The organism is Humibacter ginsenosidimutans, from assembly GCF_007859675.1.
GTDB lineage: Bacteria > Actinomycetota > Actinomycetes > Actinomycetales > Microbacteriaceae > Humibacter > Humibacter ginsenosidimutans.
The window spans coordinates 3,300,854-3,324,221 of the sequence record NZ_CP042305.1 but is presented as its reverse complement, the minus strand read 5'-3'; the positions used below and the strand labels follow the sequence as shown (position 1 = coordinate 3,324,221).

Sequence of the window (23,368 nt, the reverse complement as noted above, 5' to 3'; positions counted from 1 at the left end):
CGCCTCAGACCGAGACGTCGCCGCAGAGGTGCACGTGCACACCGAGTTCGTCGAAGAGCGCCGCCTTGGCGAGCAGCGCACGGTCGGCGGTGTCGGCATCCGGCGCGTACACGACCTGCGCATGGTTGGCCTTGTGCCGTGCCATGAGCTGATCGCGACTCACCCCGTGCAGCACGGCGTTCATGATGGGCCATTCCGGGTTCGTGGCGTCGAGGCGACGCTGCGTCTCCTCGGCCGGCAGGCCGGCGACGTGTCCGCGGCCGAGGTCGACGTGCAGCTCGCCGTCCATGATGAACACGCGCGACCACACGATCTCGCCGGGCTTGGAGCATCCGCTGAGCGTGCCGCCGCCGAGCGGGAAGAACATCGGGTCCTGCCGCATGGCATAGCTCTTGTCGTAGCCGCCGTTGTGCGAGGCCGGCACCGAGCCGGAGATCTCGAAGACCCAGACGAACTCGCCGTCGTATTCTTCGCCCCACCGGATGTCGTGAAGCGTTGTGGCCGGGTCGAGTCCCATCGCCGTCCAGATGCGGTTCGTGACCAGCGCGTCCACGGCCACGCCTTCGTCCACCTCGTTGAAGTGCGGAAGCGCCACACCCGCGTACAACTCGCGGCTCCCGTCACGGCTGAACACCGCTGGGCGCTCGAGGTTGTTCAGCAGCCCCTCGGCGAGGTCACTGGCCGGCACGGTGTCCTTCAAGCCCTGCTGGTACTGGATGCCGACGGCATCCAGTCCGAAGTCATCGGCGATGCGCAGGGCGGCCACGTACATGCGGAATTGGCTCATCACCTGGTCCTCGGTGAGCTCGGTGGCCGCATCGGTGCCGAATCGGAACTCGAACCCGCGATCGTCGAGCCACGACTTCACCGCCGATGCCTCGGCCTCCGTCACCCTCTTCATCTCCGCGACGAGCGCGCTCTGCGACAGCCGCTCCTTGAAGATGCCGAGCGGATTGAGCAGTTCGTCATCGAAGATCGCGTTGTACATTCCCATGCAGCCCTCGTCGAAGACCCCGATGATGGCCTTCTCGTCGCGCAGCTGACGAGCCAGGGCGACGCCGAGCTGTACCTCCGCACTGTCGACGTCGAGCGCGGGAAGATCCCGCACGTGCGAGAGGTCGTGCACGATCCCGCCGGTCTCGAGCCACTCACCGAGCTTCTCGCGGGCCCAGTCGTCGGTGAAGTCCGGGCTCCACAGCGCCGAGTAGGGCACCTGCGCCTTCGTCATGCTGCCGGTGAGGTTGAGCAATCCGACCAGGCCGGGAAAATCCCCCGCCCAGTTCGCCACGACGAGAATCGGCCCGCGATGCGTGCGCAGTCCGGGCAGCACGTGGTGGCTGTACTGCCAGACCGCGTCGACCACGACGACGGGCGCATCGACGGGGATGCCTTTGAACACCTCGATGCCCGCGCGCTGACTGTCGATGAAGCCGTGGCCCTTGCTCTCGTCGAACGGGTGCGCTCTCGTGACCGACCATCCGAGGGACTCGACCGCAGCGGCGAAATCGTCTTCCAGCTTCTGCTGCGTCGGCCAGCACTTGATGTTCGCGCTGGGCCGCAGATCGCCGCTGGCCACCGTGTACAGCGTTCGGGGCTCGGCCTCCGGACGAGTAAGTGCGGTCGGCAGCGTGTAGGTGCTCATTTCGAGTTCTCCCGTGGTGTTGGTGATGGGCTGAGGTCGATGGAGTCTCCGGCGGCGAGTCCCGCCGTCGACGCGGTGAGGGTGCCGAGATCGGGATGCGCGAGCTCGATCGTCACGGCGCCGACGTGTCCGCCGAGCACGCGCAGCGACGCGCCACGGGCGTCCGCGTCGATGACGCCCCACCCCGTGCCGGCCGTGAACGGGATCCTCACGCGCCCGTCGCGGAAGACCGCCCGCGCAGGGGCGAAGCGCAGTCGGCCGCCCGGAGCATCCCAGTCGGCGCCGGTCAGCGCGAGCAGAACACCCCAGCTGGCCATCGAGCGCGCGTAGTGGTTGCCGCACTCCGCCTCGTTCCACGGATTGCGCCGGATGCCGTCGTGCCTGGCTCGCGTCGCCCGCACGATTTCGAGCCCTTCGTCGACGAGACCCTCGTAGATGAGGTGCGTGGCGACCTGGTATTCGATGCCGGTCCACACCTCGTCGGAATAGACGAACGGGATGTGCGGGCGACCGCCGTTCGGCCAGGTGCACAGCACCAGGCCCTCCTCGTCGTTCAGCGCGTACGTGCGCTGCACGCTCGCGTAGGCGTCGAATCCCCTGCGGAAGTTGTGTCGATGGATGGCCTCGACGGCCGAGCGCACGTGATCGGCGGGCAAGATGTGCCCGAGTCCCACGAGGTGCGCCAGAGTCTGGCCGAACAGCTGATCGCTCAGGCATCCCGTGCCGTATTGATAGCGCTGAGCGTCGACGTCGTCGAGCCGTTGATCGTAGTACTCGCCGTTGAACAGCATGCGGTCGACCAGCGCGGATGCCGTCGCCGCGGCGCGCGAGTACCGCTCGCCGGCTTCCCCGTCGCCGAGGTGCTCCGCCATGCGTGCCCCCGCGGCGAGCGCCGCGATGAACATGGAGTTGGCGAGCGAGTTCTCGCCGTAGAACTCGATGTCGTAGGTGTTGTGCTGCCGGCTGTCGAGCACGCCGTCGCCGTCGGAGTCCCACTCGGCGAACGCGAAGTCGAGTGCCAGCCTGGCCGCCGGCCAGAGCTCGGACAAGAAGCCGTCGTCACCGCTCGTGCGCCACTCGCGATAGAGCCGCACGATCGTGCCCATCTGCCCGTCGACCGCCGGATGGAACTCCAGCGGCTCGGCGTCGAACACGGAGTTGGTGCGGAATCGCATCCTGCCGTCGGGCAGCGTCTCATTCATGAATTCGTTGCGGCGAGCGTTGCGCTCCAGACTCGGAAACAGCGCCGCGAGGGTCTGCGCGTAGTTCCACACGTGTGTGCAGGTTCCCTCGCAACTTCCCGCGTGGTCGAAGCTGCCCTCCCACGCGGCGAACCGTCCCTCCGGCGTTCCGTCCGCAATGCGGAAGCACGTGGTGCTGCGCGCGGCGACGAGAGTCGAGCTCGCGGCATCCACCACCTCCGGCGGCAGCGTGCTCGCAAAGAGCGCATCGCGGAACGCCCGCGTGGATGCCTCCAGCTGGGGCAGTCGGTGCGTGAGGTCGGCGGCGACGGACCAGGCATCCGCGTATCGGGTGGCGTACTGGTTGCGGACCACCTCGTCGGCGTGGGTGTTCGGCAGGCCGACCATGCCGTTCCAGGCCTTCCGCCGATTCGGGGTGTGCCAGCTCAGCACGAACTCGAAGTCGTGCGACTCACCCGGCGCCAGGTCTCGCTCGACCGACATGCTGCCGGTGCGCAGCCTGGGCAGCTTGGCCGGGTCGTCGCCGTCCAGACTGAACACCGGCGACGGCTCGAGACGACCGGTCGCGGTGAAGGCATCCCAGAACAGCTGGATGCCGTCCTGCCAGAAATCGACCGGCCAGCACGGAATCGCCGTGACGTCTTCCGTGGTGGTCAGCGCTGCGGTGCCGTAACGCACGTCGTCGGCCTGCAGGTCGGTGCCGAACGCGAGACCGCGCATGCCCGCCTCGTCTTCGAAGGCGACGGACGGCATCCCCGCGTACTCCGGGAACTGGAACACGTTGTGCCCGGTGATCGCGACCGGGTTCGACATGGCCGCCGCCAGGTGGACCAGAATGCGGGTGTTCGTATCGTTGGTGACCGTGTAGCGGAGCACGGCGCCGGGGATGCCCGAGTCGTCCGGATCCAGCGCGACGAGCGGGGTGAACGCCGTGAGGCGCACGCTCACCGGCAGCTCGTCGTCGTCGAACTCGACGGTGGCGATCGGATACATGCCGGACATGCGGGATGAGGCCATGCGCGGCAGGCCGGCCACCTTGCCGATGTGGTAGCCCGAATCGCCTTCATGCGGATTCTGGAGCCTGCTCTCCAGCAGCTTCACCACCGCGGGCGAGTCCGGCGCTTCGGCGCGAATGGCGAAGAACGTGAACGGCAGCCAGGTGCCCTTGTCAGGATGGTTCGAGATCTCCCAGTCGCGCAACTCGCCGCGGGCACCGAGCGAGACGTTGCCGGTGCCGATTCCGCCGAGCGGGAAGGCGGCGACGGTCGCGTCGGGGCCGAGCAGTCGCGCAGTCTCGCTCGCAGTCATCGTTGACATCCTTCACATGTAATCGGTTTCAAGTATGTTTGCAGACCATCGATCGCGCAAGACGATCGCACCATAAGGCTTCAGTGTCTATGCCAATGAAATCGATACCTCACGTCTGAACCGACGCCAGGGCGTGAGTCACCTGTACCGTGTCGCCGTATGCCTGGCGATAGAGCGCATAGCGCTCGTCGTAGAGCCTTCGCACACGGGGATTCGGGCGGAGCGTGGCACGCGGCGGATTCCAACGGCGAATGGAGACCGAGTCATCCACGGCCCGCGTGGCGAGGTAGGCCGCCCCGAGACTCGCTCCGACCGTCTGGGTGGGCACCTCTTGGTCGCGCCCGAGAACATCGGTGACGATCTGCGCCCAGAGCTCGCCCTGCACCCCGCCGCCGACGGCCACGATGCGCTGCACCAGACCGCCGCCCTCGACCATTGCCTCCACGTTGTGCCGCACCCCGAACGCCGTGGCCTCCAGCGCCGCTCGGTAGAGGTCCCCTCGGGCATGCGTCACCGTGAGCCCGAAGATCGTCCCCCGCGCATCGGGATCGGCGATCGGCGTGCGCTCGCCCGCGAAGTACGGAAGCATGAGCAGCCCACGAGCACCAGGACCGGAGTCTGCCGCCTCCCGCAGCAGTTCGGGGTATGGCGTTCCACCCGACAGCTCACGAAGCCACGCCGTGATGGCGCCCGACGTGGCCATGCCGGCGGCCAGCGAGTGCGTACCGCGAAAGGCGCCGGCGGTGCCCCAGAGACCCGGTGCCGCAAGCGCCCTGCCGACCGTGTTGACCAGGAACATCGTGGTGCCGTACATGAGCATCAGATCGCCCGTGTTCTGAGCGTCCACACTGACCGCCTCCGACCAGGCATCGATCGTGCCGGCGATCACGGGGATGCCCGTCGGCAGACCGGTTTCCTGCGCCGCCCGTTCGGTGACGACTCCTGCGATGTCTCCTGGCCACTTCAGCTCCGGCAGTCCGATCGGCCCCGCGATCTCAGAAGCCCACGACCTGAGCCAGCCCTCCGCCACCGGGTCGTAGAGCGGCCAGCACTGGCTCGCAGAGTGGTGATCGAGAACATATTCGCCTGTCAGATTCCACACCAGCCACGAGCTGGGCATGAACATGCGGCGCGCACGCGCGAAGAGCTCGGGCTCCTCTTCGCGCATCCAACGCAGCTTGGGCCCGACGGCTTGAGTCGAGAGGCGCGCCCCCGTGCGACGCTCGATCTCCTCGTCTCCGCCATAGTCATGTGTCATCGAGGCGATCTGTTCGCGTGCCCGCATGTCGACCCCGTACAAGAGGGCGGGCCGCAGTGGCGCTCCGTCGTCGTCGACCGCCAAGAGGCACGGCCCCATGCCGCTCACTCCGACGGCGATCACCTCCACATCGCCGGCATGCGCGAGCAGCTCGCGAGCGATCGCGACGAATTCGGCCCACCAGAGCGAGGCATCCATTTCCGCCCATCCCGCACGCGGGCGGCTGACGGAATGCTCCCGCACGGCTGAGCACATGATGCGGCCGTCGCGGTCCACCAGCACCCCTTTGCTGCTGGATGTGCCGATGTCGAGCCCCAGTGCCACGCTTCGTGTCATGGGGTCCAGATTCTCAGGAATCGATTTCAGGTTCAAGCTTGCATTCTGAGCAATCGTCTCCTTGACAAGGACGCGATGGGAGTGTTTCTATGCGTGTAATCGATTTCGCAAGGAATCGTGGCAATGTCGGCACGGAGTGGAAGGACTCACCTTGCAATCACCATCGAACGGTCGGCCTGTCGACCTTCGCACAGCACTCACCCGGCGACGCGTGCTTCAGGGCATCCTGCTCACCGCCGCCGTCCCCCTCGGCACCTCTCTTCTCACCGGCTGCGGAAGCGGCACCCCCGGCCAACCCGCGGGCGACGGCAGCAGCAACGGCCGCAAAGTCATCAACTTCTGGTCTCAGCAGTTCGAGGACTGGCAGTCCGCCTGGGAGAAGAAGCACGTCGCCGCGTTCAACGCCAGCCAGAAGAAGTTCCAGGTCAACCTGCAGATCGTCCCGGCCGACGCATGGGCGCAGAAGCTGAAGGCCGCGCAGGCCGCGGGGAATGGACCTGACGTCTACACGATCAGCTATGGCAACATCGGCTCCGCTGTTTCCACCGGTGCGCTGGCACCCTTGAACGACCTGATCAAGGGCCAGTACCTCGATGACATCGACCCGTCGATCGCGAAGTTCGTCAGCGCCAAGTCATCACCGTCCGCGTCGCTCAAGCAGTACGCCTATCCCTGGCTGGTAGAACCGTCGACGGTGATGTTCTACCGCAAGGATCTGTTCCAGGCTGCCGGCCTGGACCCCGACAAGCCCCCGACACGATGGGATCAGCTTCCCGACATCGCGGCAAAACTGAAGAAGGGCAACGTGTACGGACTGGGCACGGCCTCGGTCGCCGCAGATCTCTCCTGGTCCAGCTGGGGCCTTCAGCAGAACGCTGCCGGCCACTATCCGGTCAAGACGGACTGGTCGTCGGCCGACCCGACCATCGCCCCGTACCAGGAGCTCGCGAACTTCTACAAGAGCCTCTACACCAGTGGGGGGATGCCGAAGCAGGCGCTCTCGGCCTATGCGGACGGCACGCCGCTCGGTCAGGGCAAGCTCGCCATGCAGATCACCGGCTCGTGGTTCATCGGACTGCTGCGCCAGCAGTTCCCGAAGATGGAGGACAAGATCGCCGCGGCGCCGATGGTGTCGATCGACGGCGACCAGACCCGCCCCACCGCGACGCTCGGAGGTTGGACACTCGCGATCGACGCCAAGTCGAAGGTGCAAGAGGGGGCCGCTGACTTCATCACCTACATGCTCGCGTCCGGTGACGACGTGATGATGGACTACTTCAAGGCATCGGGCTGGTCGAAATATGCCACTCGCACATCCATCGTCAAGGCGATCGATGCCGACTCGTCCGCCCAGGCGGACCCGTTCCGCAAGCTCATCACGGACAAGATCGTGAAGTACGGCGTGCCGGAGGCGACCTATCCCATCGATCTCAGCACCGATATGGCCACCGCCATCGAGAAGACGATGAAAGGCACGTCGGCCGATCAAGCTCTGGCGACCGCCAAACAGCAGATGAACCAGTACATCAACAACAACAAGCTCGTGGGCACCAACACCCAGTCGAGCGTCCAGTCGGGATCGTGACCACATCGAACACGGATGCCGGGGTCGCAGCGACCAATGCGCTCTCCTCGACGGGCGCCGCTTCAGCGGCGCCCGTCGAGGCGCGAACGACTGACCGGACTCCGCGGACCAAGCGCCATCGGCATCCGCGTCGCGACAACCTCGTCGCCTATCTGATGCTGGCGCCGATGGTGGTGCTGCTCATCATCTTCGTGATCATCCCCTTCATCAACGCCGGCTACCTGAGCTTCTTCAACTGGAGCTTCTACAAGCCGAGTGAATTCGTGGGATTCCGCAACTACGTCAACGTGCTCGAAGATCCCGACTTCCTGGGTTCGATCGGACGCGGCCTCTACTTCGCGGCCATGGTCGTTCCGACCGGCATGATCCTTGCGTTCGTCTTCGCGAACGTGGTGAAGGGGCTCGGCAAGAAACTCTCGGGCTTCGTGAAGACCTCGGTCTACATTCCCACGATCATCTCGGGCGTCATCGCCTCGATCATCTTCGTCGTCATCTACGACTATTCAGGCGGAATCCTCAACTGGTTCCTCGGCCTGTTCGGAGTGCAGCCGATCGCATGGCTCGCCGATCCATCGATCGCGTTGCCTGCGCTTGCCGTGCCTGCGGTGTGGATCGGATTCGGCATCACCGCTCTGATCATGCTGGCGGGCATGCTCGACATTCCAGACAGCTATTACGAAGCCGCGTCACTCGACGGTGCCGGCTGGTTCAAGCAGATGCTCTTCATCACGATCCCCTCGCTGAAGAACGTGATTCTCTACCTGCTCATCGCCGGCTTCACCGCGGCGATCCAGGAGATCAATCTGCCGTTGGTCATGACCCAGGGTGGCCCGCTCAATTCGACGCTCCTGCCCAATCTGTATCTCTTCAATCACTTCACACAGGACACCTATCAGGGCATGCCGATCGCCGGGGCCCTGCTGCTGTTCATCGTGCTGGGCGCCATCTCAGCAGCGATCTTCAGCATCCTCAACTCGGACAAGGCGGTGGACGGCTGATGGCCATGAAGGAACGTGCATCCGTGAGGGTGCCGCGCATCATTTTCGCGCTGCTCTTCGCGCTCGCTGCGCTCTTCCCCCTGATCTGGATGCTCCTCTCGGGCTTCAAAATGAATTCCGACGTGCTCGCGACCCCGTTCAACTTCTTCCCGACGAGTTGGCACATCGAGAACTACATCAAGATCATTCAAGACCCGGCGTTCTCCCGCGCGATGATCATCACCTTCATCGGCGCGGCGATCTTCACGGTGTTCTCGATCACGATCAACGCCATGGCCGCCTATGTGTTCGCGCGCCTGGACTTCGCCTTCAAGCGCTTCATGTGGGTGATCGTGATCGGCACGATGTTCATTCCGAACATGGCCATCCTGCTCACCTCGTTCATCGTGGTGACCAAGCTGCACATGCTCGACACCATGCTGGTGTTGATCGTGCCCGGCCTGGCATCCGCGGCTCAGATGTTCTTCATCCGGCAGTTCTACCTGAACATCCCGATCGCGCTCGAGGAGGCGGCACTGCTCGATGGTGCCGGCAGATGGCAGATCTTCACGCGCATCTTCCTGCCGATGTCACAGCCCGCCTTCGTGGTCGTGGGAGTGACCTCGTTCATGGCCTATTGGAACGCGTATGTCTGGCCGATCATGACGATCACGAGCCCCGGGCTCTTCCAGATCCAGCAGTACCTCGCGAACTTCCGCGTGACGCGGGGACCCGAGCTGGCGCTGCTCATGGCGGGCTCCATGCTCGCGGCGCTGCCGGTGATCCTCCTGGTGCTGATCTTCCAGCGCAAGATCATCGGAAACATCAAGATCGCCGGTCTCAAGTAGACGACCGCCGGTCCGTGCCGAGGAGCTGAAATGCTGTTGTCGCTGAGCGGGGCCAGCGGTGCCGGCAAGTCGACGGCTCTCGAAGCGTTGAGGGCCGTCGACCTGCCGGAACGGGTCGAGTGCGTCGAGTTCGACTCCATCGGGGTACCGCCTGGTGCCGACACCGCGTGGCGCCACTCGGCCGTCGAGTACTGGGTTCGGAGAGCCGTGGCGGCGCAAGCCTCCGCCACGCATCTCGTTCTCTGCGGACAGATACCGCTCGGCGAGTTGCTGGCCGCACCGTCTGCAGATCGCCTCGACGGCATGTCGGTGCTCGTCCTGCACTGCTCGCCCGAGGTGCGTCGCAGCCGCCTCCGCGGCCGAGGAGAGCCGGAGGACAGCCTCGTGCACCACGTCAGATTCGGCGATTGGTTCTACCGGCACACGCTCGATCCGACCCATGAGCCCGGTGTCATCCGTGTCGACAGCGCCACTCCCATGCGCTGGGACCGCTGGGAGACCTGGCAGAAGGACGACTCACGCTGGAGCGCCCGACTGCTCGACACCGATTCCCTCGATCCCGATCAGGTGGCTCGGCAGGTCGAGTCGTGGGTGCGCGAGGCGCTTTCCCGCGAGGCGACCGGACCCTCCGCCACCTGAGTCGCGGCGCCTCTCAGGCCTGGGCCGCGGCGGAGTCGGGCATCGCTCCGGGAGCGGAGATGTGATTCCGCAGCACGATGGTGCGTGACGGCTGGGTGTCTCCGCCGATGCGTTCGAGCAGAAGCTTCGCCGCCGTCACTCCGAGATGGCGCGCGGGGATCTGCACGACGGTGATGCCCTCAGGGGCGAGCGCAGCGTACGGCAGATCGCCGAAGCTCGCCACGCCGACGGCGGGCGGCCGCTTGCCCTGTTGGAGCAGCACCTGGACCGCTCCGACGCTCATCAGGTTGTTGGCGACGAAGACGGCATCCGGTGGATCGGACTTGGCGAGGAGTTCTGTCATGGCCGTGCGACCGCCATCCACTCGGTAGTCCGCATGACGCAGATAATCGGCCGGCGACTCCATGCCAGCTGCCACAACCGCCTGACGCCACCCCTCGGCACGCTGTTGAGCGGTCTCCACGTCTTCCGGGCCCGTGATGCAGGCGATTCGCCGATAGCCCTGCTCGAGGAGCGCGCGAGTCGCTGCCTTGCCGCCCGCGGTGTTGTCGACGGTGACCGCGTCGACGTCAAATCCGTGAGGGCCTCGGTCCACCGCCACCACGGGACGGTTGCGTGAGATCAGTCCACTGAGATCACTGTGATCCCCGGCGGCCGCGATGATGACGCCGGCCATGTTCTCGCTGACGGCGATGTCGAGGTAGCGCGCCTCTTTTTCGTGATCCTCATCGGTGTTGCACAACACCACCGAATAGCCCGCCGCCTGCGCGACGTCTTCAACGCCTCTCGCCATCGCCGTGAAGAAGGGATTCTCGATGTCGGGTATCACCAACGCAAGCACTTCTGAGTTCTGTCTGCGAAGAGACCGAGCGGCTCGACTGGGTGTGAAATCGAGATCGCGAGCTGCTTTGCGAACCCGCTTCGACTTCTCGGCCGAGACGTTCATGCCGTTGAAGACACGCGACACCGTCGCCGGCGACACGCCTGCCAGCGCAGCGACCTCGTAGATCGTGGCCATCGACCCCACCCATGCTCCCCATCGCCCTGCGATGTCCGTACTGTAGCCCGCGGCACGGGCCGGTTGACACCCCGCGTCGGCGCGCCATAGATTGTTGAAATCGATTGCAAGCCTATTGCCTCGACCCCACGACGACCAATCCGATGGTGCAGAAAAAGCACCGGCGGGTACGAAGACGTACAGGAGACCACGTGACCATCGGCGACCTCGACTCGCTTTCCCGACTGCGCCAGGTGCAGACGCGATCCATCAGTCCGGAGAACTTCGACGGCGCCGTCGGCGGTGGCGGTCGGGCGACCGAGGGAACCGGGGCCGAGTGCGCACGCGACCTCGGGTCGGGGTGGAAGATCTCGCCGAGCGTCGACATCGCAGCGGGCGAGACGTTCGAGCTGGCATCCATTGCCGGTGCAGGCAAGATCCAGCACATCTGGATCACCACGCATACGGACAACTGGCGCACACTCCTGTTCCGCGCCTTCTGGGACGGCGCAACGGAGCCCGCGATCGAGGTGCCGTACGGCGACTTCTTCTGCAACGGCTGGGGCCGGTTCGCGCAGGTCAACTCGCAGGTCATTGCCGCCAACCCGCACGGAGGCTTCAATTCGTACTGGCCGATGCCGTTCCGCAGCGGTGCACGACTCACCCTCGAGAACCTCTCCCCGGTTCCCGTGCGGGTCTACTACCAGGTGACCTACGAGATCGGCGGAGACTACTCGCACGACGCCTACCTGCATGCGCAATGGCGCCGCAGCAATCCTCTGGAACACTTGAAGACGCATGTGCTGGTCGACGGCGTCGAGGGCACGGGCCAGTACGTCGGCACGTACATCGCCTGGGGCTCCAACAGCTCCGGCTGGTGGGGTGAGGGCGAGATCAAGTTCTATCTCGATTCCGACGACGAATACCCCACCATCTGCGGAACCGGCACCGAGGACTATTTCGGCGGCGCGTGGAACTTCGACGTCCCCGGCAAGGGCTACACCGAGTTCTCCACCCCGTATCTCGGCATGCCACAGGTCATCCGCCCGGACGGGCTCTACGACAGCCAGCAGCGTTTCGGCATGTATCGGTGGCACCTGGCAGATCCCATCCGGTTCTCGCAGCGGCTGCACGTGGACATCCAGGCTCTCGGCTGGCGCAGCGGATGGCGCTATCTGCCCCTGCGCGACGACATCGCGTCCACCTCGTTGTTCTACCTCGACCGGCCGACGGCACGACGCCCGAAGACGCCATCGGCCGACGACCTGGAGGTTCACTTGGGTAGCGAGGCGGTGCCGGATCTCGGAGCGACACCGCCGAGGATGCCCTAGGCGACCTTGCGGGCTACTCGCTCGCGAGAGCCCGCAAGGTCGCCTGAGCGCCGGCATCCCTCAGTGCGCGCAGCGCCGCCGCGTACTCGGTCGCGAACGGCTCGTCGGATGCCAACTCACCGAAGAGTGTCGGCTCGCGCAGGAACGCGAGAACGTCGTCGCCCTGCCGAGCAGCATTGGCCATGACGACGTCGCGCAAGCGGTCGACGACCTCGATCGGCCGCCCGTGCTCGTCGATTCCCTCGGCGTACCGCGCCCAGCTCGCCACGATCGCGGCGGACCGGTGCACACCGCGGCCTGCGGCGAGTTGGTCGCGCACCACGGGCAGGAGCCACTTCGGAATCCGATCGGACGACTCGGCGCACAGCCGGGCGAGCGTGTCGAGCACGTACTCGTTCGAGAAGCGCTCGAGGAGGCTCTCCGTGTACTCATCGAGGTCGACCCCTGGCACCGGCCGCAACGTCGGCCGCGCCTCATCGCGCCAGTATCGCCGCAACAGGTCGACGATGAGCGGATCGCGGGATGCCTCGTGCGCGTACGTGTACCCGCTCAGCCGACCGAAGTAGGCGATGCCCTGGTGCCCGACATTGAGCAGCCGCAGCTTCATGAGCTCGTAGGGCTCGACATCCGCCACCACCTGCACGCCGGCGTGCTCGAACGGCGGACGCCCGCCCGGAAAGCGGTCTTCGAGCACCCACTGGAAGAACGGCTCGGCCACCACCGGCCACGCGTCCTGCACACCGAACTCGTCGGCGATCATCCGCCTGTCGTCGTCGGTGGTCACCGGGGTGATGCGATCCACCATCGAGTTGGGAAAGGCGACGTTCTCCGCGATCCAGGCGCCGAGCTCCTCGTCCTTCAAGCGCGCGAAGCGCGAGAACGCACGCGAGGCGACTCCCCCGTTGCCCTGGATGTTGTCACACGACATGACCGTGAAGGGCTCGATGCCCCGCTCGCGCCTGCGTCGCAGCGCCTCGGTGACAAGGCCGAAGACGGTGCGCGGCGCGGCGCCGTCGTGCAGATCGGCCTGCACGTCGGGGTTCGCGTCGTCGAACAGCCCGGTGACCTGGTCGGTGTTGTAGCCGCCCTCGGTGATGGTGAGCGACACGATGCGCACAGCCGGGTCGGACATCCGCTCGACAACGGCATCCGGATCATCGGGAGCGAAGAGGTAGTCGACGATCGAGCCGATGCTGCGCGCCTCGCGGGTGCCGTCGGGATGCTTGAGCACGAGCGTGTACCGCCCGTCCTGCCCCAACAGCGCGTCGCGCATCGCACGGTCCGCGGGCAGAACACCGACACCGCAGATGCCCCAGTCGAGCGCCTCACCCTGATTCATCAAGCCGTCGATCACCATCGCCTGGTGGGCGCGATGAAACCCGCCGACGCCGAAATGGACGATGCCGACGCTCATGTCGGAACGCTCGTAAGACGGCTGGCTGACTGTCGAGGTTGCCATGGTGCTCCTTCAGTGGCGACAGGCGGATCGAAGCATGCCGGTCATCTCTTCACGAGATCGGCCCGGTACCAGTAGACGTTGTAAGGCCCCCACTTGGACAGCGTGAAGTAGATGGTGCGACCGCCGTTGGCGGTGTACTGCGGCAGCATGAACGGTGCGTACAGACCGGGCACTGCGGTGGCGGACACCAGCGTCTTCGGGGTCGACCACGGCCCCCACGGGTGCGCACTGTCGCTGATGAGAGCCCCGGCCCCGCTGCCATCCGTATAGGTCATGAGCCAACGCTGCAGATAGTCGTTCCACACCACAGACAGCTCACCGACGGTGCCGTCTGCGACCACTTTCGCGTCATCGATGTCGGAACTCCACCGTGGTGCGCCGGAGGCGTCTGTGCCGGAGAAATAGCGGTAGGCGCTCTTGTTCTCGACGTCCTTCTCCGGCACCTTCATCAGCTTCACCGGTCCGAAGCGACCGTGCGTCACGCCCCAGAAGTAGAGGTCGCCGCCGACCTTGACCACGCTCACCTGCACGAAGTTGCTGTTGCCGCCCCAGCGCGGCGACGCGAGCTTGGTCCAGGTCTGCCCGTGGTCGGTCGACTTGGCGAGCCCGGCGTAGTTGGTCTCCCACTCGCCGGGATCGCCCCAGTGCTTGACCGACATGTAGTCGAGGTACATCGCCCCGTTGGCCTCGAAGCCGTAGGTCGGGATGGTCGTCATCTCGACCTCGTCGACCTTCTTCGACGAGATGAGCTCCTTCGCCCAGCCCTGCTGATCGACGATGTATCCGTCGAGATGGATGCCGTCGGCCGGGTTCGTATCCGTGGTGTACGCCATCGTGTTCGATCGCCATTCGGTGCCGCCGCCACCGGTCATGCCCTTCTCGCGCTGTCCGAACGTGTCGCCGAACACGAACCAGGTCTTGCCGTCGGCCTGGAACATCGAGCCCAGATCCTGACCCGCCACCTCGTACTTCGCGGTCTTGTTGGGTGATTTCGGCCCTGTGATCTGCGACACCTGGTGCACGTTCGTCACGCCGGCCAGCGCCGACGGACGGTCCTGAGTGGACAGCATGGTTCCCACGTTCTCCCCCGAACAGCCCGAGAATGCGAACACCGCGGCAGAACCCACCGCGAGTACGGCGGCCAGTCGCGCCGCACCCCGTCTATGTCGGTGGCGTGTCATCCTCGACCCCTCTGTCGTGCCCACGCCCGATCTGTGGACTCCACGCCAGTGAAGCGGACGAAATCGGTTTCGTCAAGACGATGACGTACGCGCCGATGTGTACCAGACTATGAGGACACATCCACTAGAAACCGATTGCAAGATCATTTCTCGGAGGCGTCGTGTCCGACCACACCGACTCATCCACGGCCCTTCGGCCGCCCATTCAACGCGGCGGCTGGCTCGGGCCTGATCATGTCGCACCGGCAGAGCCTCGCTGGGGGCACGCGGACGGCATCCAGATCGGTTTGAGCCCGATACCCGGGCCACGGGGCCTCGTGCGCGTCTTCACGCCATACCTCGGCCAGCCCACGGACCGGCTCCTCAACTTCTTGGCCTTCGAGCCCATTCCACGCGGGGCGAGCGAACGCGGGTACAGCGAACTCGAGCCGAGCACCCTCGACTCCGGGCGGAGGGGCAAGCGCTTCTGGAGCAGCAACTCCATCGACGACGAGGCGCCGCGGATGCCCGACCGCCCCGTCCCGGGACGCGTCGAGACGGTCGACGGCATCCCTCGACTCTCGGTGGTCGTTCACAGTGAGCAATTCGACAACGGAGCACGCGTGGCTGCCCGTTTCGAGTTCCGTGCCGACCGTCCGCACGAGTTCGCGGTCGAAACGTACAATCTCCCGGACTCGGTCGAGCTCGACGCTTTCATCGTCACGGCGACCATGGGCAACTTCGCCAGACTTCGGCGGCTGCGGCTGAGAGATGAGATCGTGACGCCAGACGGACTCTGGCCGGGCTTCGACGACGTGCACTTCGCCGAACATCGAACGTTCGGACTCGATCGGCTGCAGCGCACCGCGTCGGGCGGTGTCACGGTGGCGGCCGAACCGGACGAACCGGATCCCTCGAGTGCCGACTACGAGGCGTCCGTCGCGGCGCACTGGCACTACACCGGGGATGCTGCCGTGCAGACGTGGGAGTCGGACGACCCCCACCCTGCACTCGTGGCTTGCGTGAACGCACGGCGGGTCTACTGGGCGAGCGAAGCGCCCATACCCGGGGGCGCGGCGTTCGAGAACGTCGAGCTGATCGAGCCGTTCCGGCAGGGCGCGAGGTACATCTTCAGGGTCGAACCGCGCAGTCGGTGACACGCGCATGCCTCGAGCCGTCGCTTCGCGAGAGATAAACGGCAAATGCCGTGTCAGGGGAGCGAACCGCGCCGAATGCGATGGAATGTCCCCATGCCCTCCGCCCGCATCCCCGCCGTCTTCGAGCAGGAGGATGCCCGTTTCACAGGCATCCGCGGCGACACCGAGCTGCGCATCCTGTTCGACGACGGCCGATGGCTCGAAGGGCCTGCGTACTCGCCGCAAGGGCGGTTCCTGCTGTTCAGCGACAACCCGAACGACCGCGTGCTGCGCTACGACGAGGTGAGCGGCCGGGTCGACGTGTGGGAGCATCCCGCCGGGTTCCAGAACGGACGCACCGTCGACCGCCAGGGCCGGTTCATCGCGTGCCAGCACGGCGAGCGCCGTGTCGTGCGCCGCGAGCACGACGGCTCGAGCACGGTGCTCGCCGACTCGTTCGACAGCCACCGGCTGAACAGTCCCAATGACGTCGTCGCGCATTCCGACGGGTCGGTGTGGTTCACCGACCCGAGCTACGGCATCCTCTCCGACTACGAGGGACACCGAGCCGACGAAGAGCTGGGCAGTCGCAACGTGTACCGCTGGGCGCCGGATGCGCCGCTCACCGTCGTCTCCGACGCCGAGACCCAGCCGAACGGCCTCGCCTTCTCACCCGACGAGTCCATGCTGTACGTCACCGACAGCGAGCGACGCACGATCGTCGCGTTCGACGTCGAAAACGGCTCCGTGTCGAACCGCCGCGAGTTCGTGAGCAGCGACGTCGTGTTCGACGGGCTGCGCATCGACACGGCGGGCCGTCTGTGGGTGGCGGCGAGCGACGGCATCCAGATCTTCCACCCCGATGGCGCACTGCTGGGCAGGATCCGGATGCCGGAGACCGCCGCGAACCTGGAGTTCGGCGGCCCCCAGCGCAACCTGCTCTACATCACGGCCACGACCACGCTCTACGTGCTCCGACTGACCGTGGAGGGCGCCCGGCGACTCTGACCCGACATGATTTCGCATTCACCCTTGCGCGAGCGCCCCGAAGATCGCTAGGTTTACCGAGGCCGGTTTGCGGCCGGTCTCACCACTGCTCGCGTGAATCTCTCGCGTTCGAGCGCACAGGAACACGAAGGGGAACGTCATGATGGTCACCATCACGCACACTCAGCCTCACACATTCGCGTTCCGTGGGGCCGCTGTCATCACCCGACGACCTGGCACAGATGGTGCCGTCGCGGGAGCAGCCTGCTAGGTCGCGTCTGACGCGCCCGGTCACGCCGGCACTCTGACGGTCACCGCGCTGTCGCGCGGAGGTCTGTCACTGCGACGCCGATCGTGTCGAATCACTCGGCACGCGTTCGACGCCTGAAGGTGACGATCGTTCCACCGTCGGTCGCCCGCGACCACGGCTCGCGTCCGACGGCCCGGTCGACGGATGCCCGGTTCCGGCAGGAACCGCACCGCTCCGTCGCCAGGGCGCGCGACCTCGCCGCCGACCGGCTCGGCCCTCCGGCATGGCTCTGCGTTGCGCAGAACGTGCCGACGGCAGAAACGACCCCGGCGCCGCGCCTCACGGCTCATCGTCTTCTCATCCGCCCGTCGAGATCGCGACCGACGACATCCGCCGATCGCGTGAGCCGGCCCCCGAAGGGCCGGCGCCCTCCGCGTCGCCCGACGCAACCGGTCCGTCACGAGACGAGACCGACAGAACATCCATCGAAAGAGAACCATGAACTCTCAGACGCTCGACACGACCGGCGTGCTCGCGGCGCAGTCCGCACAGACCTTGTCTGCGCGACAACTGACCGCGCAGACGCTGGCCGGCCAGTCGCACCCGCCGAGTCACCTCGACCGGCTCGCCATGCGAGTCGGCCTGGCACTGATCATCTGGAGCCGGCACGACGGCGCCCCTGCCCACGTCACTGACGAGAGCGCACGGAGCGCCGCAGGCCGCAACCGCGAGGCCAGGGAACGGGAAGCGCGCGAACGCGCGTGGCTCCACCTGGGTCACTCGATCCCTCGCCGGTGAGGTGACCATGACCACTCGAACGAACCGGTGCGAGCCGGATCCCACATCACGCACCACCGACGGCATCTCGGCCGTCGCCGTCCTCCTGGCGGCGGCCGGGGTGTCCCACCCACTTCCCGGCAACCGCCGGACGCCCCGCTCATCCCGCTCCGCGACGACCATCGCCGCGCTGCCTGAGTGAACTCACAGACACGACATCACGCCGAAGCCTTGACCGGCGTTACCAATCTGTGACTTACTTTTGCTCAGCCACACGGCACCCCCATTGAGGGGACATCGACGATGACGTCGCGTGGTGTGTGCCACCGGGGTCAACGCCTCGCAGGCGAGCACGCCCCGCGCGCGCGCCTTTGTCGGTCGTCGATCGCCGCCTGATCGGTACCGCACACGAGAACAACCGCAATCCGGGCATCCGTCCGGATCGAACAAGGAGTTCAGTGTGAACAGACAACGGAGTGCACGAATCATCGGTCTCGCCTCCGCCGCCATCGCGGTGGTCGGCGGCTCGGTCTTGACGACGCTTCCGGCCAACGCGGCCGACGACGCCACGTGCGCCACGGCATGGAGCGCCTCGACCGTGTACACCGGCGGCCAGACCGCCAGCGAGAACGGCGTGAACTACACGGCCAACTGGTGGACGCAGGGCGACGACCCCGCGACGCACAGTGGCGCATCCGGCAGCGGCCAGCCGTGGACATCGACCGGCGCCTGCACGACGGGCAGCACCACGGGCGGAGGCGGAGACTCGGGTGGCGGCGGCACCGGCGGAGGAGGCACGGGCGGCACCGGAACGGGCACGCCGAGCGGCATCCTGCTGAGCCCGTACAAAGACGTCACGATCAACATGAACTGGAACACCGACGCCATGCAGACGGCGGTCACGGGCTCGGTCGTCCCGGTCGTCGGCGGCACGAACAGCCTCGTCGCGCAAGACCCGAAGCTCAGCGCGATCACTCTCGCGTTCGCCACCGGCACGTGCGGCAGCGAGAACTGGGGCGGGGTGCCAGGAGCGGCCTTCGCGAGCGCGAACATCCCTGCGCTCGACTCGGCCGGTGTCGACTATGTCGTCTCCACGGGCGGCGCGGCAGGCACGTTCAGCTGCGCGTCCGGCAGTGCGATGGATGCCTTCATCGCCCGCTACGCGTCCCCCCACATGGTGGGCGTCGACTTCGACATCGAGGGCGGCCAGACGGCGTCCGACATCAGCAACCTGGTGTCGTCTGCCGCAGCAGCGCAGGCCACGTACCCGAACCTGCGGTTCTCGTTCACGCTCGCCACACTGGCTTCGTCCGACGGCAGCTACGGCGGCGTGAACACGCTGGGCGACAGCGTGATCAAGACACTCCAGGCATCCAGTCTGAAGAACTACACCATCAACCTCATGGTGATGGACTTCGGCCGCGCCTCCAGCACCGTCTGCGTGGTCTCCGGCAGCGCCTGCGACATGGGCCAGTCCGCCATCCAGGCGGTGACCAACCTCGAGCACACCTACGGCGTGCCGGCGAGCCAGATCGAACTCACCCCGATGATCGGCGTGAACGACGACTCCACCGAGGTGTTCTCACTCGCCGATGCCGACACGGTCGCGTCGTACGCCCGCAGCGCCGGCCTCGCCGGCGTGCACTACTGGTCGCTCGACCGCGACACGCCCTGCGCGACGGCCGGCACGACCACCGCGTCGCCCACCTGCAACTCGCTCAGCGGATCGACCGCTCTCGAGTTCACCAACCGATTCATCAGCGACCTGAACTGAGTCGCCAATGGCGCGTCTGACGCGCACCAGCACGAGAAGAACGTGGCCCGGCACCCTCCAGGGTGCCGGGCCACGGCCCTGTTCATCAAGCGGCTTGGCCTCGGCCGCGTCAGGAGATGACGACCTGGATGGCCGCCTCCGGCGTGTTCACGCGGAAGCTGAACGACTCCTCGAGGTAAAGGCTCACTCCCTGTGCGTCGTGGTCGCGGTAGCCGACCGAGAGGTCCTGTCCCACTTCGAGCACGAAGTCACCGCCACGCACACTCAGCACGACGACGCCATCGAGTCCCGGCACCCACTCGACCGGCCCGCCGAGGATGTCGCGCAGGTGCCTGATCAGCGGATATCCGCCGCCCTCGTTCGCCTCGATCACGCTCGTCCATTGCGTCGGTCCGAGCGCGAGCGCGTACGGTCCGTCGACTCCGGCGCGCTTCAGCGTGGCGATCGCCTGGGTGATGACGTCGTCGTAGTCCTGGGGCGATCCCTGGTGCACGAGCGGGGTGTGCGGTGAGGCGGGGACGATGCCGGTGATGCCCGCGGCATCCCACCCGTTGAACACGGCCGAGTTCTCGACCCGGGCGATGCGAACGGCCGCCTCGTCGAGTGGTCCGTAGTCCACGTCGTCGGCGCCGCGATCGACGGCATCCAGCTCGTCGCGATCGAGCACGAAGTCGGCCCGTGCCTCCACGAGGGGCAGAACACGACGCGTGCGTGCGATGACCGACTCCTCCGGCGCGTCGATCACACCGGTCACCCGGCCGAGGTTCGTCGCCGAATACTCCCAGCCGTGCGGGCCGGAGAAGTCGACGAGCTTGCGCGCGCCCAGGGCGACCGGGAGCCGCGTGGATGCCTCGTCGTCGATCTGCTTCCACGTCGCGTCGGTCAGCGGCGCGCGATCCCGCAACAGGTGATTCGTCATGGTCTACGTTCCTTCCGTTTCGGTTGCGCGGCCTGTGCTCTCGCGCAGAGATCCGATGCCCAGCGTGCCGTCGCCCTTCGACTCCTCGCCTGCGTCGTCGCCCATGGGGCTCGGGGCGTCGCTGGATGCGTCCTCCCGCAGCGCTCGAAGGCTCTCCACCAGTGCATCCGGATCGTCGAGGCCGTGCAGCACGCCGTTCGACGGCACGAAGAACGTGCCGCCGGTCGCCGCGCGCGACACGTCGAGGATCTTGTCGTAGAAGCCCGGCGGATCGCCGATGAACATGTTGTCGATCATCTTCATCGTCACCCAGAGCCGAGCCGAATAGCCGATGAAGTAGGTGCCCATCTCGCCGCTGCCCGGTGTGCCGAACGGCATGTTGTCGCGCAGGATGTCGAGTTCGTCGCCGTTGTCGTCGTTGATGGTGGTGAGGGTCTTGTGGGCCTTCTGGTTCTCGACGCTGTCGTCGAGCTCGATGTTCTCGAGCTTGGTGCGACCGATCACCGTCTCCTGCTCCTCGACAGTGAGCGAGCCCCACTCGGGAAGGTCGTGCACGTACTTCTGCACGACCACGTAGCTGCCACCGGCGAACGCCGGATCGTCGTCCCCGATGATCGCCGAGGCCTGCAGCTCGTCGCCGATCGGGTTGGCGGTGCCGTCGACGAAGCCGAGCAGGTCGCGCACGTCGAAGTAGCGGAAGCCCTGGGTCTCGTCCTCGACGCGCACGGCAGAACCGAGGGCATCCAGAATCAGACGCTCCAGCTCGAAGCAGAGGTCGACGCGTTCGGCGCGGATGTGGAACAGCAGGTCGCCGGGCGTCGACGGCGCAGTGTGCACGTCGCCGCGCACGGTCGGGAACACCTCGAGCTCGACGGGACGGATGCCGGGCACGAGCCGGTCCCACAGCCGGCGCCCGATGCCGACGACGCACGACAGGTGCGAGCCCAGATCGCGGAACCCGACGGTCTTCAGCAGATCGTCGACGCCTGAGACCACCTCGCGCACGGTCGCCAGTGCATCGTCGCCCTCTGCTGCGGACACGACGAGAAACACGGCGAACCGTGAAAGCGGGGCGTCTACGCTCTGGGCATCGATCGGCACGCGGTCACGGTGCTCGCTCGACATCGGCTCCCCCCTTCGCCACCAGCCACACTATCCCCCCCGGCATCGCTCGTGGTCGTCGCTCCGGACGTTCGACCGCCCGGTCGGCGCGTTCTGCCACCTACTGAGGTAAGTTCACATCACGTGGGCACCTCCACCGGGCACGGCACCGCGGCGACGAGCGTCGATGTCAAGCAGACACGACACATCGCGCGAGCGGTGCACGCGGTCGTCGACGTGTTCAGCACCGAGGCCACGGTGTACGGCATCGTGCTGGTCGCGGCGCTCATCACCGTCGGGTGGAAGTTCAACACCGACTTCGAGGTGCTCGTCTTCATCGTGGGCTCCACGCTCGTCTTCTGGGTGACCCATGTGTACGCCAGGGCCGCGGTGGCGCGGCGGGCGGATGCCGACCCCGAGCATCCGGTTCGGGTCACCGACGCTCTCGCCGAAGCCGTTCGCCACTCGATCGGCATGCTGTTCGCCATGCTGCTTCCCGCGGTCTTTCTGCTGCTGGCGACCGTCGGCGTGCTCGACGAATACGTGGCGTACTACATCGCGCTCTGGATCGGCGTCGGCCTGCTCGTGATCATCGGCTTCGTCGTGGCCACCCGGAACGGCCGTCCGATCTGGCTGCGGTTCATCGCCGCCGCAGCGACCGGCGCGCTCGGACTGCTCGTGATCTGGCTGGGGTCGTTGGTGCACTGACGGCGAGGCGCGGGGCCCTCATCCCGCCAGCCGTACCGCCTCTGCCAGCAGGTCCAGCTGCTCCAGGTCGGTGACGTCGAGCACCTGCAGATAGACGCGCTCGGCACCGAGCGCGCGCAAGCCGGCGAACCGCTCTGCGACGTCGGCCGGTGTGCCGTAAAGACCGTTCGCGCGTTCGTGGTGCGGGTCCCGGCCCTGTGCGTCGGCTCGGGCCTTCGCAGACGCCTCCGTGGCGCCGACGGTGGCCGTGAGGGCGACCGACAGCCGCAGCGACTCGGGGTCGCGACCTGCCACCTGCGTGGCATCCGCGACGCGGGCGAAGCGCTCCGCCACCACGTCGTCGGCCACGAAGCCCGTGTTGAACTCGCGCGCATACGCCGCGGCGAGCGCCGGGGTTCGGGTCGGCCCTCCGCCGCCGATGATGATCGGGACGTCGTCCCCCACCGGTCGCTGCCCGCCAGGCGCGCGGTCGAGGCGGTAGTGCTCGCCCTCGAACGAGAACGTCTCGTCGGGAGGCGTGGTCCACAGGCCGGTGACGATCGCGAGCGACTCCTCGAGCAGCCCGAAGCGCTTGGCAGGGAACGGGATGCCGTACGCCTCGTGCTCTGGAGCGTTCCACCCGGCGCCGAGGCCGAGCTCGACGCGGCCGTTCGACATGGCATCCACGTTGGCCACCTGCACGGCGAGCACGCCGGGGTGCCGGAACGTGACGGGCGTCACGAGGGTGCCGAGCCGCACACGCTCGGTGGCCATGGCGAGGGCGGCGAGAGTGGTCCAGGCATCCGACAGCGCGGGAGCGCCCGAGAACGAGCGATCGGGCTGCGTGTAGTGGTCGGAGCGGAAGAAGCCGTGAAAACCGAGTCGCTCGGTCGCCTGCGCGAAGGCGAGCAGCTGGTCCCAGGTCATGCCGAGCTGCGGCTCGACGAAGATGCAGTACTCCACGGCATCCATCTTGCCGGGTGCGCACCGGCCCC

The 23,368-nt window shown here is 66.5% G+C and carries 19 protein-coding genes; 10 read left to right on the top strand and 9 right to left on the bottom strand.

Annotation, left to right across the window (positions count from 1 at the left end):
• Positions 1–4: 4 nt before the first annotated feature.
• The 3 genes from FPZ11_RS15390 to FPZ11_RS15380 form a co-directional block, all read right to left on the bottom strand.
• A complete protein-coding gene (locus tag FPZ11_RS15390) occupies positions 5–1,642 on the bottom strand; it encodes a fucose isomerase (protein WP_146321974.1) in 1,638 nt (545 codons plus the stop codon).
• Positions 1,639–4,152, bottom strand: a complete 2,514-nt coding sequence (locus tag FPZ11_RS15385) for a GH116 family glycosyl hydrolase (RefSeq protein ID WP_146321973.1) — start codon at positions 4,150–4,152, stop codon at positions 1,639–1,641. The genes FPZ11_RS15390 and FPZ11_RS15385 overlap by 4 nt, the downstream gene beginning before the upstream one ends.
• Before the next feature lie 109 nt (positions 4,153–4,261).
• Complete coding sequence (locus tag FPZ11_RS15380; protein ID WP_146321972.1) at positions 4,262–5,746, bottom strand: FGGY-family carbohydrate kinase; 1,485 nt, start codon at positions 5,744–5,746, stop codon at positions 4,262–4,264.
• A 211-nt stretch (positions 5,747–5,957) separates the two neighbouring features.
• Between FPZ11_RS15380 and FPZ11_RS15375 the strand changes: the two genes are divergently transcribed.
• Genes FPZ11_RS15375 through FPZ11_RS15360 form a run of 4 tightly spaced genes read left to right on the top strand, consistent with a single transcriptional unit; the run spans position 5,958 to position 9,795 of the window.
• On the top strand, positions 5,958–7,331 hold the full coding sequence (locus tag FPZ11_RS15375) for an ABC transporter substrate-binding protein (RefSeq protein WP_168203867.1): 1,374 nt from the start codon (positions 5,958–5,960) through the stop codon (positions 7,329–7,331).
• The gene (locus FPZ11_RS15370) at positions 7,328–8,329 is read left to right on the top strand and encodes a carbohydrate ABC transporter permease (RefSeq protein WP_246846290.1); all 1,002 of its coding nucleotides are present in this window, start codon (positions 7,328–7,330) and stop codon (positions 8,327–8,329) included. Before FPZ11_RS15375 ends, FPZ11_RS15370 begins: the two co-directional genes overlap by 4 nt.
• A complete protein-coding gene (locus FPZ11_RS15365; RefSeq protein WP_210415886.1) occupies positions 8,329–9,156 on the top strand; it encodes a carbohydrate ABC transporter permease in 828 nt (275 codons plus the stop codon). The genes FPZ11_RS15370 and FPZ11_RS15365 overlap by 1 nt, the downstream gene beginning before the upstream one ends.
• A 30-nt stretch (positions 9,157–9,186) precedes the next feature.
• Positions 9,187–9,795, top strand: a complete 609-nt coding sequence (locus FPZ11_RS15360) for a DEAD/DEAH box helicase family protein (protein ID WP_146321970.1) — start codon at positions 9,187–9,189, stop codon at positions 9,793–9,795.
• A gap of 13 nt (positions 9,796–9,808) precedes the next feature.
• Here FPZ11_RS15360 and FPZ11_RS15355 read toward each other — a convergent pair whose 3' ends face one another.
• Complete coding sequence (locus FPZ11_RS15355; protein ID WP_146321969.1) at positions 9,809–10,813, bottom strand: LacI family DNA-binding transcriptional regulator; 1,005 nt, start codon at positions 10,811–10,813, stop codon at positions 9,809–9,811.
• Between the two features lie 191 nt (positions 10,814–11,004).
• Between FPZ11_RS15355 and FPZ11_RS15350 the strand changes: the two genes are divergently transcribed.
• Positions 11,005–12,123, top strand: a complete 1,119-nt coding sequence (locus tag FPZ11_RS15350) for a glycoside hydrolase family 172 protein (RefSeq protein WP_146321968.1) — start codon at positions 11,005–11,007, stop codon at positions 12,121–12,123.
• Positions 12,124–12,136: 13 nt separating this feature from the next.
• On the opposite strand, the gene FPZ11_RS15345 is transcribed toward FPZ11_RS15350, so the two are convergent.
• Together FPZ11_RS15345 and FPZ11_RS15340 are read right to left on the bottom strand one after the other, a co-directional pair.
• On the bottom strand, positions 12,137–13,582 hold the full coding sequence (locus tag FPZ11_RS15345) for a mannitol dehydrogenase family protein (RefSeq protein ID WP_146321967.1): 1,446 nt from the start codon (positions 13,580–13,582) through the stop codon (positions 12,137–12,139).
• Between the two features lie 41 nt (positions 13,583–13,623).
• Positions 13,624–14,652, bottom strand: coding sequence for a glycoside hydrolase family 183 protein (locus FPZ11_RS15340; RefSeq protein WP_146321966.1), 1,029 nt, complete (start codon positions 14,650–14,652; stop codon positions 13,624–13,626).
• Positions 14,653–14,924: 272 nt separating this feature from the next.
• Between FPZ11_RS15340 and FPZ11_RS15335 the strand changes: the two genes are divergently transcribed.
• The 4 genes from FPZ11_RS15335 to FPZ11_RS15320 all read left to right on the top strand — a co-directional run bounded on the left by FPZ11_RS15335 (position 14,925) and on the right by FPZ11_RS15320 (position 19,666).
• A complete protein-coding gene (locus FPZ11_RS15335) occupies positions 14,925–15,899 on the top strand; it encodes a hypothetical protein (protein WP_246846289.1) in 975 nt (324 codons plus the stop codon).
• 93 nt (positions 15,900–15,992) lie between these two features.
• Positions 15,993–16,886, top strand: coding sequence for an SMP-30/gluconolactonase/LRE family protein (locus FPZ11_RS15330; RefSeq protein WP_168203866.1), 894 nt, complete (start codon positions 15,993–15,995; stop codon positions 16,884–16,886).
• 727 nt (positions 16,887–17,613) lie between these two features.
• Positions 17,614–17,913 (top strand): hypothetical protein, encoded by a 300-nt coding sequence (locus FPZ11_RS15325; protein WP_146321964.1) that lies wholly within the window; start codon positions 17,614–17,616, stop codon positions 17,911–17,913.
• Positions 17,914–18,352: 439 nt separating this feature from the next.
• Positions 18,353–19,666, top strand: coding sequence for a carbohydrate-binding protein (locus tag FPZ11_RS15320; protein ID WP_146321963.1), 1,314 nt, complete (start codon positions 18,353–18,355; stop codon positions 19,664–19,666).
• A gap of 109 nt (positions 19,667–19,775) precedes the next feature.
• On the opposite strand, the gene FPZ11_RS15315 is transcribed toward FPZ11_RS15320, so the two are convergent.
• Both FPZ11_RS15315 and FPZ11_RS15310 read right to left on the bottom strand, forming a co-directional pair.
• Positions 19,776–20,585, bottom strand: coding sequence for a family 1 encapsulin nanocompartment shell protein (locus FPZ11_RS15315; protein WP_146321962.1), 810 nt, complete (start codon positions 20,583–20,585; stop codon positions 19,776–19,778).
• Positions 20,586–20,588: 3 nt separating this feature from the next.
• Positions 20,589–21,710, bottom strand: a complete 1,122-nt coding sequence (locus tag FPZ11_RS15310; RefSeq protein WP_146321961.1) for a Dyp-type peroxidase — start codon at positions 21,708–21,710, stop codon at positions 20,589–20,591.
• Between the two features lie 120 nt (positions 21,711–21,830).
• Between FPZ11_RS15310 and FPZ11_RS15305 the strand changes: the two genes are divergently transcribed.
• Positions 21,831–22,394, top strand: coding sequence for a hypothetical protein (locus FPZ11_RS15305; protein WP_146321960.1), 564 nt, complete (start codon positions 21,831–21,833; stop codon positions 22,392–22,394).
• 18 nt (positions 22,395–22,412) lie between these two features.
• Here the strand turns inward: FPZ11_RS15305 and FPZ11_RS15300 are convergent, their stop codons facing one another.
• Positions 22,413–23,336, bottom strand: coding sequence for a TIGR03560 family F420-dependent LLM class oxidoreductase (locus tag FPZ11_RS15300; RefSeq protein WP_146321959.1), 924 nt, complete (start codon positions 23,334–23,336; stop codon positions 22,413–22,415).
• Positions 23,337–23,368 lie beyond the last annotated feature (32 nt).

Coding starts and splice junctions, on each gene's coding strand:
- FPZ11_RS15390 (WP_146321974.1), bottom strand. CDS start 1,642: ATGAGCACCTACACGCTGCCGACCGCACTTACTCGTCCGGAGGCCGAG.
- FPZ11_RS15385 (WP_146321973.1), bottom strand. CDS start 4,152: ATGACTGCGAGCGAGACTGCGCGACTGCTCGGCCCCGACGCGACCGTC.
- FPZ11_RS15380 (WP_146321972.1), bottom strand. CDS start 5,746: ATGACACGAAGCGTGGCACTGGGGCTCGACATCGGCACATCCAGCAGC.
- FPZ11_RS15365 (WP_210415886.1), top strand. CDS start 8,329: ATGGCCATGAAGGAACGTGCATCCGTGAGGGTGCCGCGCATCATTTTC.
- FPZ11_RS15360 (WP_146321970.1), top strand. CDS start 9,187: ATGCTGTTGTCGCTGAGCGGGGCCAGCGGTGCCGGCAAGTCGACGGCT.
- FPZ11_RS15355 (WP_146321969.1), bottom strand. CDS start 10,813: ATGGCCACGATCTACGAGGTCGCTGCGCTGGCAGGCGTGTCGCCGGCG.
- FPZ11_RS15345 (WP_146321967.1), bottom strand. CDS start 13,582: ATGGCAACCTCGACAGTCAGCCAGCCGTCTTACGAGCGTTCCGACATG.
- FPZ11_RS15340 (WP_146321966.1), bottom strand. CDS start 14,652: ATGCTGTCCACTCAGGACCGTCCGTCGGCGCTGGCCGGCGTGACGAAC.
- FPZ11_RS15330 (WP_168203866.1), top strand. CDS start 15,993: ATGCCCTCCGCCCGCATCCCCGCCGTCTTCGAGCAGGAGGATGCCCGT.
- FPZ11_RS15325 (WP_146321964.1), top strand. CDS start 17,614: ATGAACTCTCAGACGCTCGACACGACCGGCGTGCTCGCGGCGCAGTCC.
- FPZ11_RS15315 (WP_146321962.1), bottom strand. CDS start 20,585: ATGACGAATCACCTGTTGCGGGATCGCGCGCCGCTGACCGACGCGACG.
- FPZ11_RS15310 (WP_146321961.1), bottom strand. CDS start 21,710: ATGTCGAGCGAGCACCGTGACCGCGTGCCGATCGATGCCCAGAGCGTA.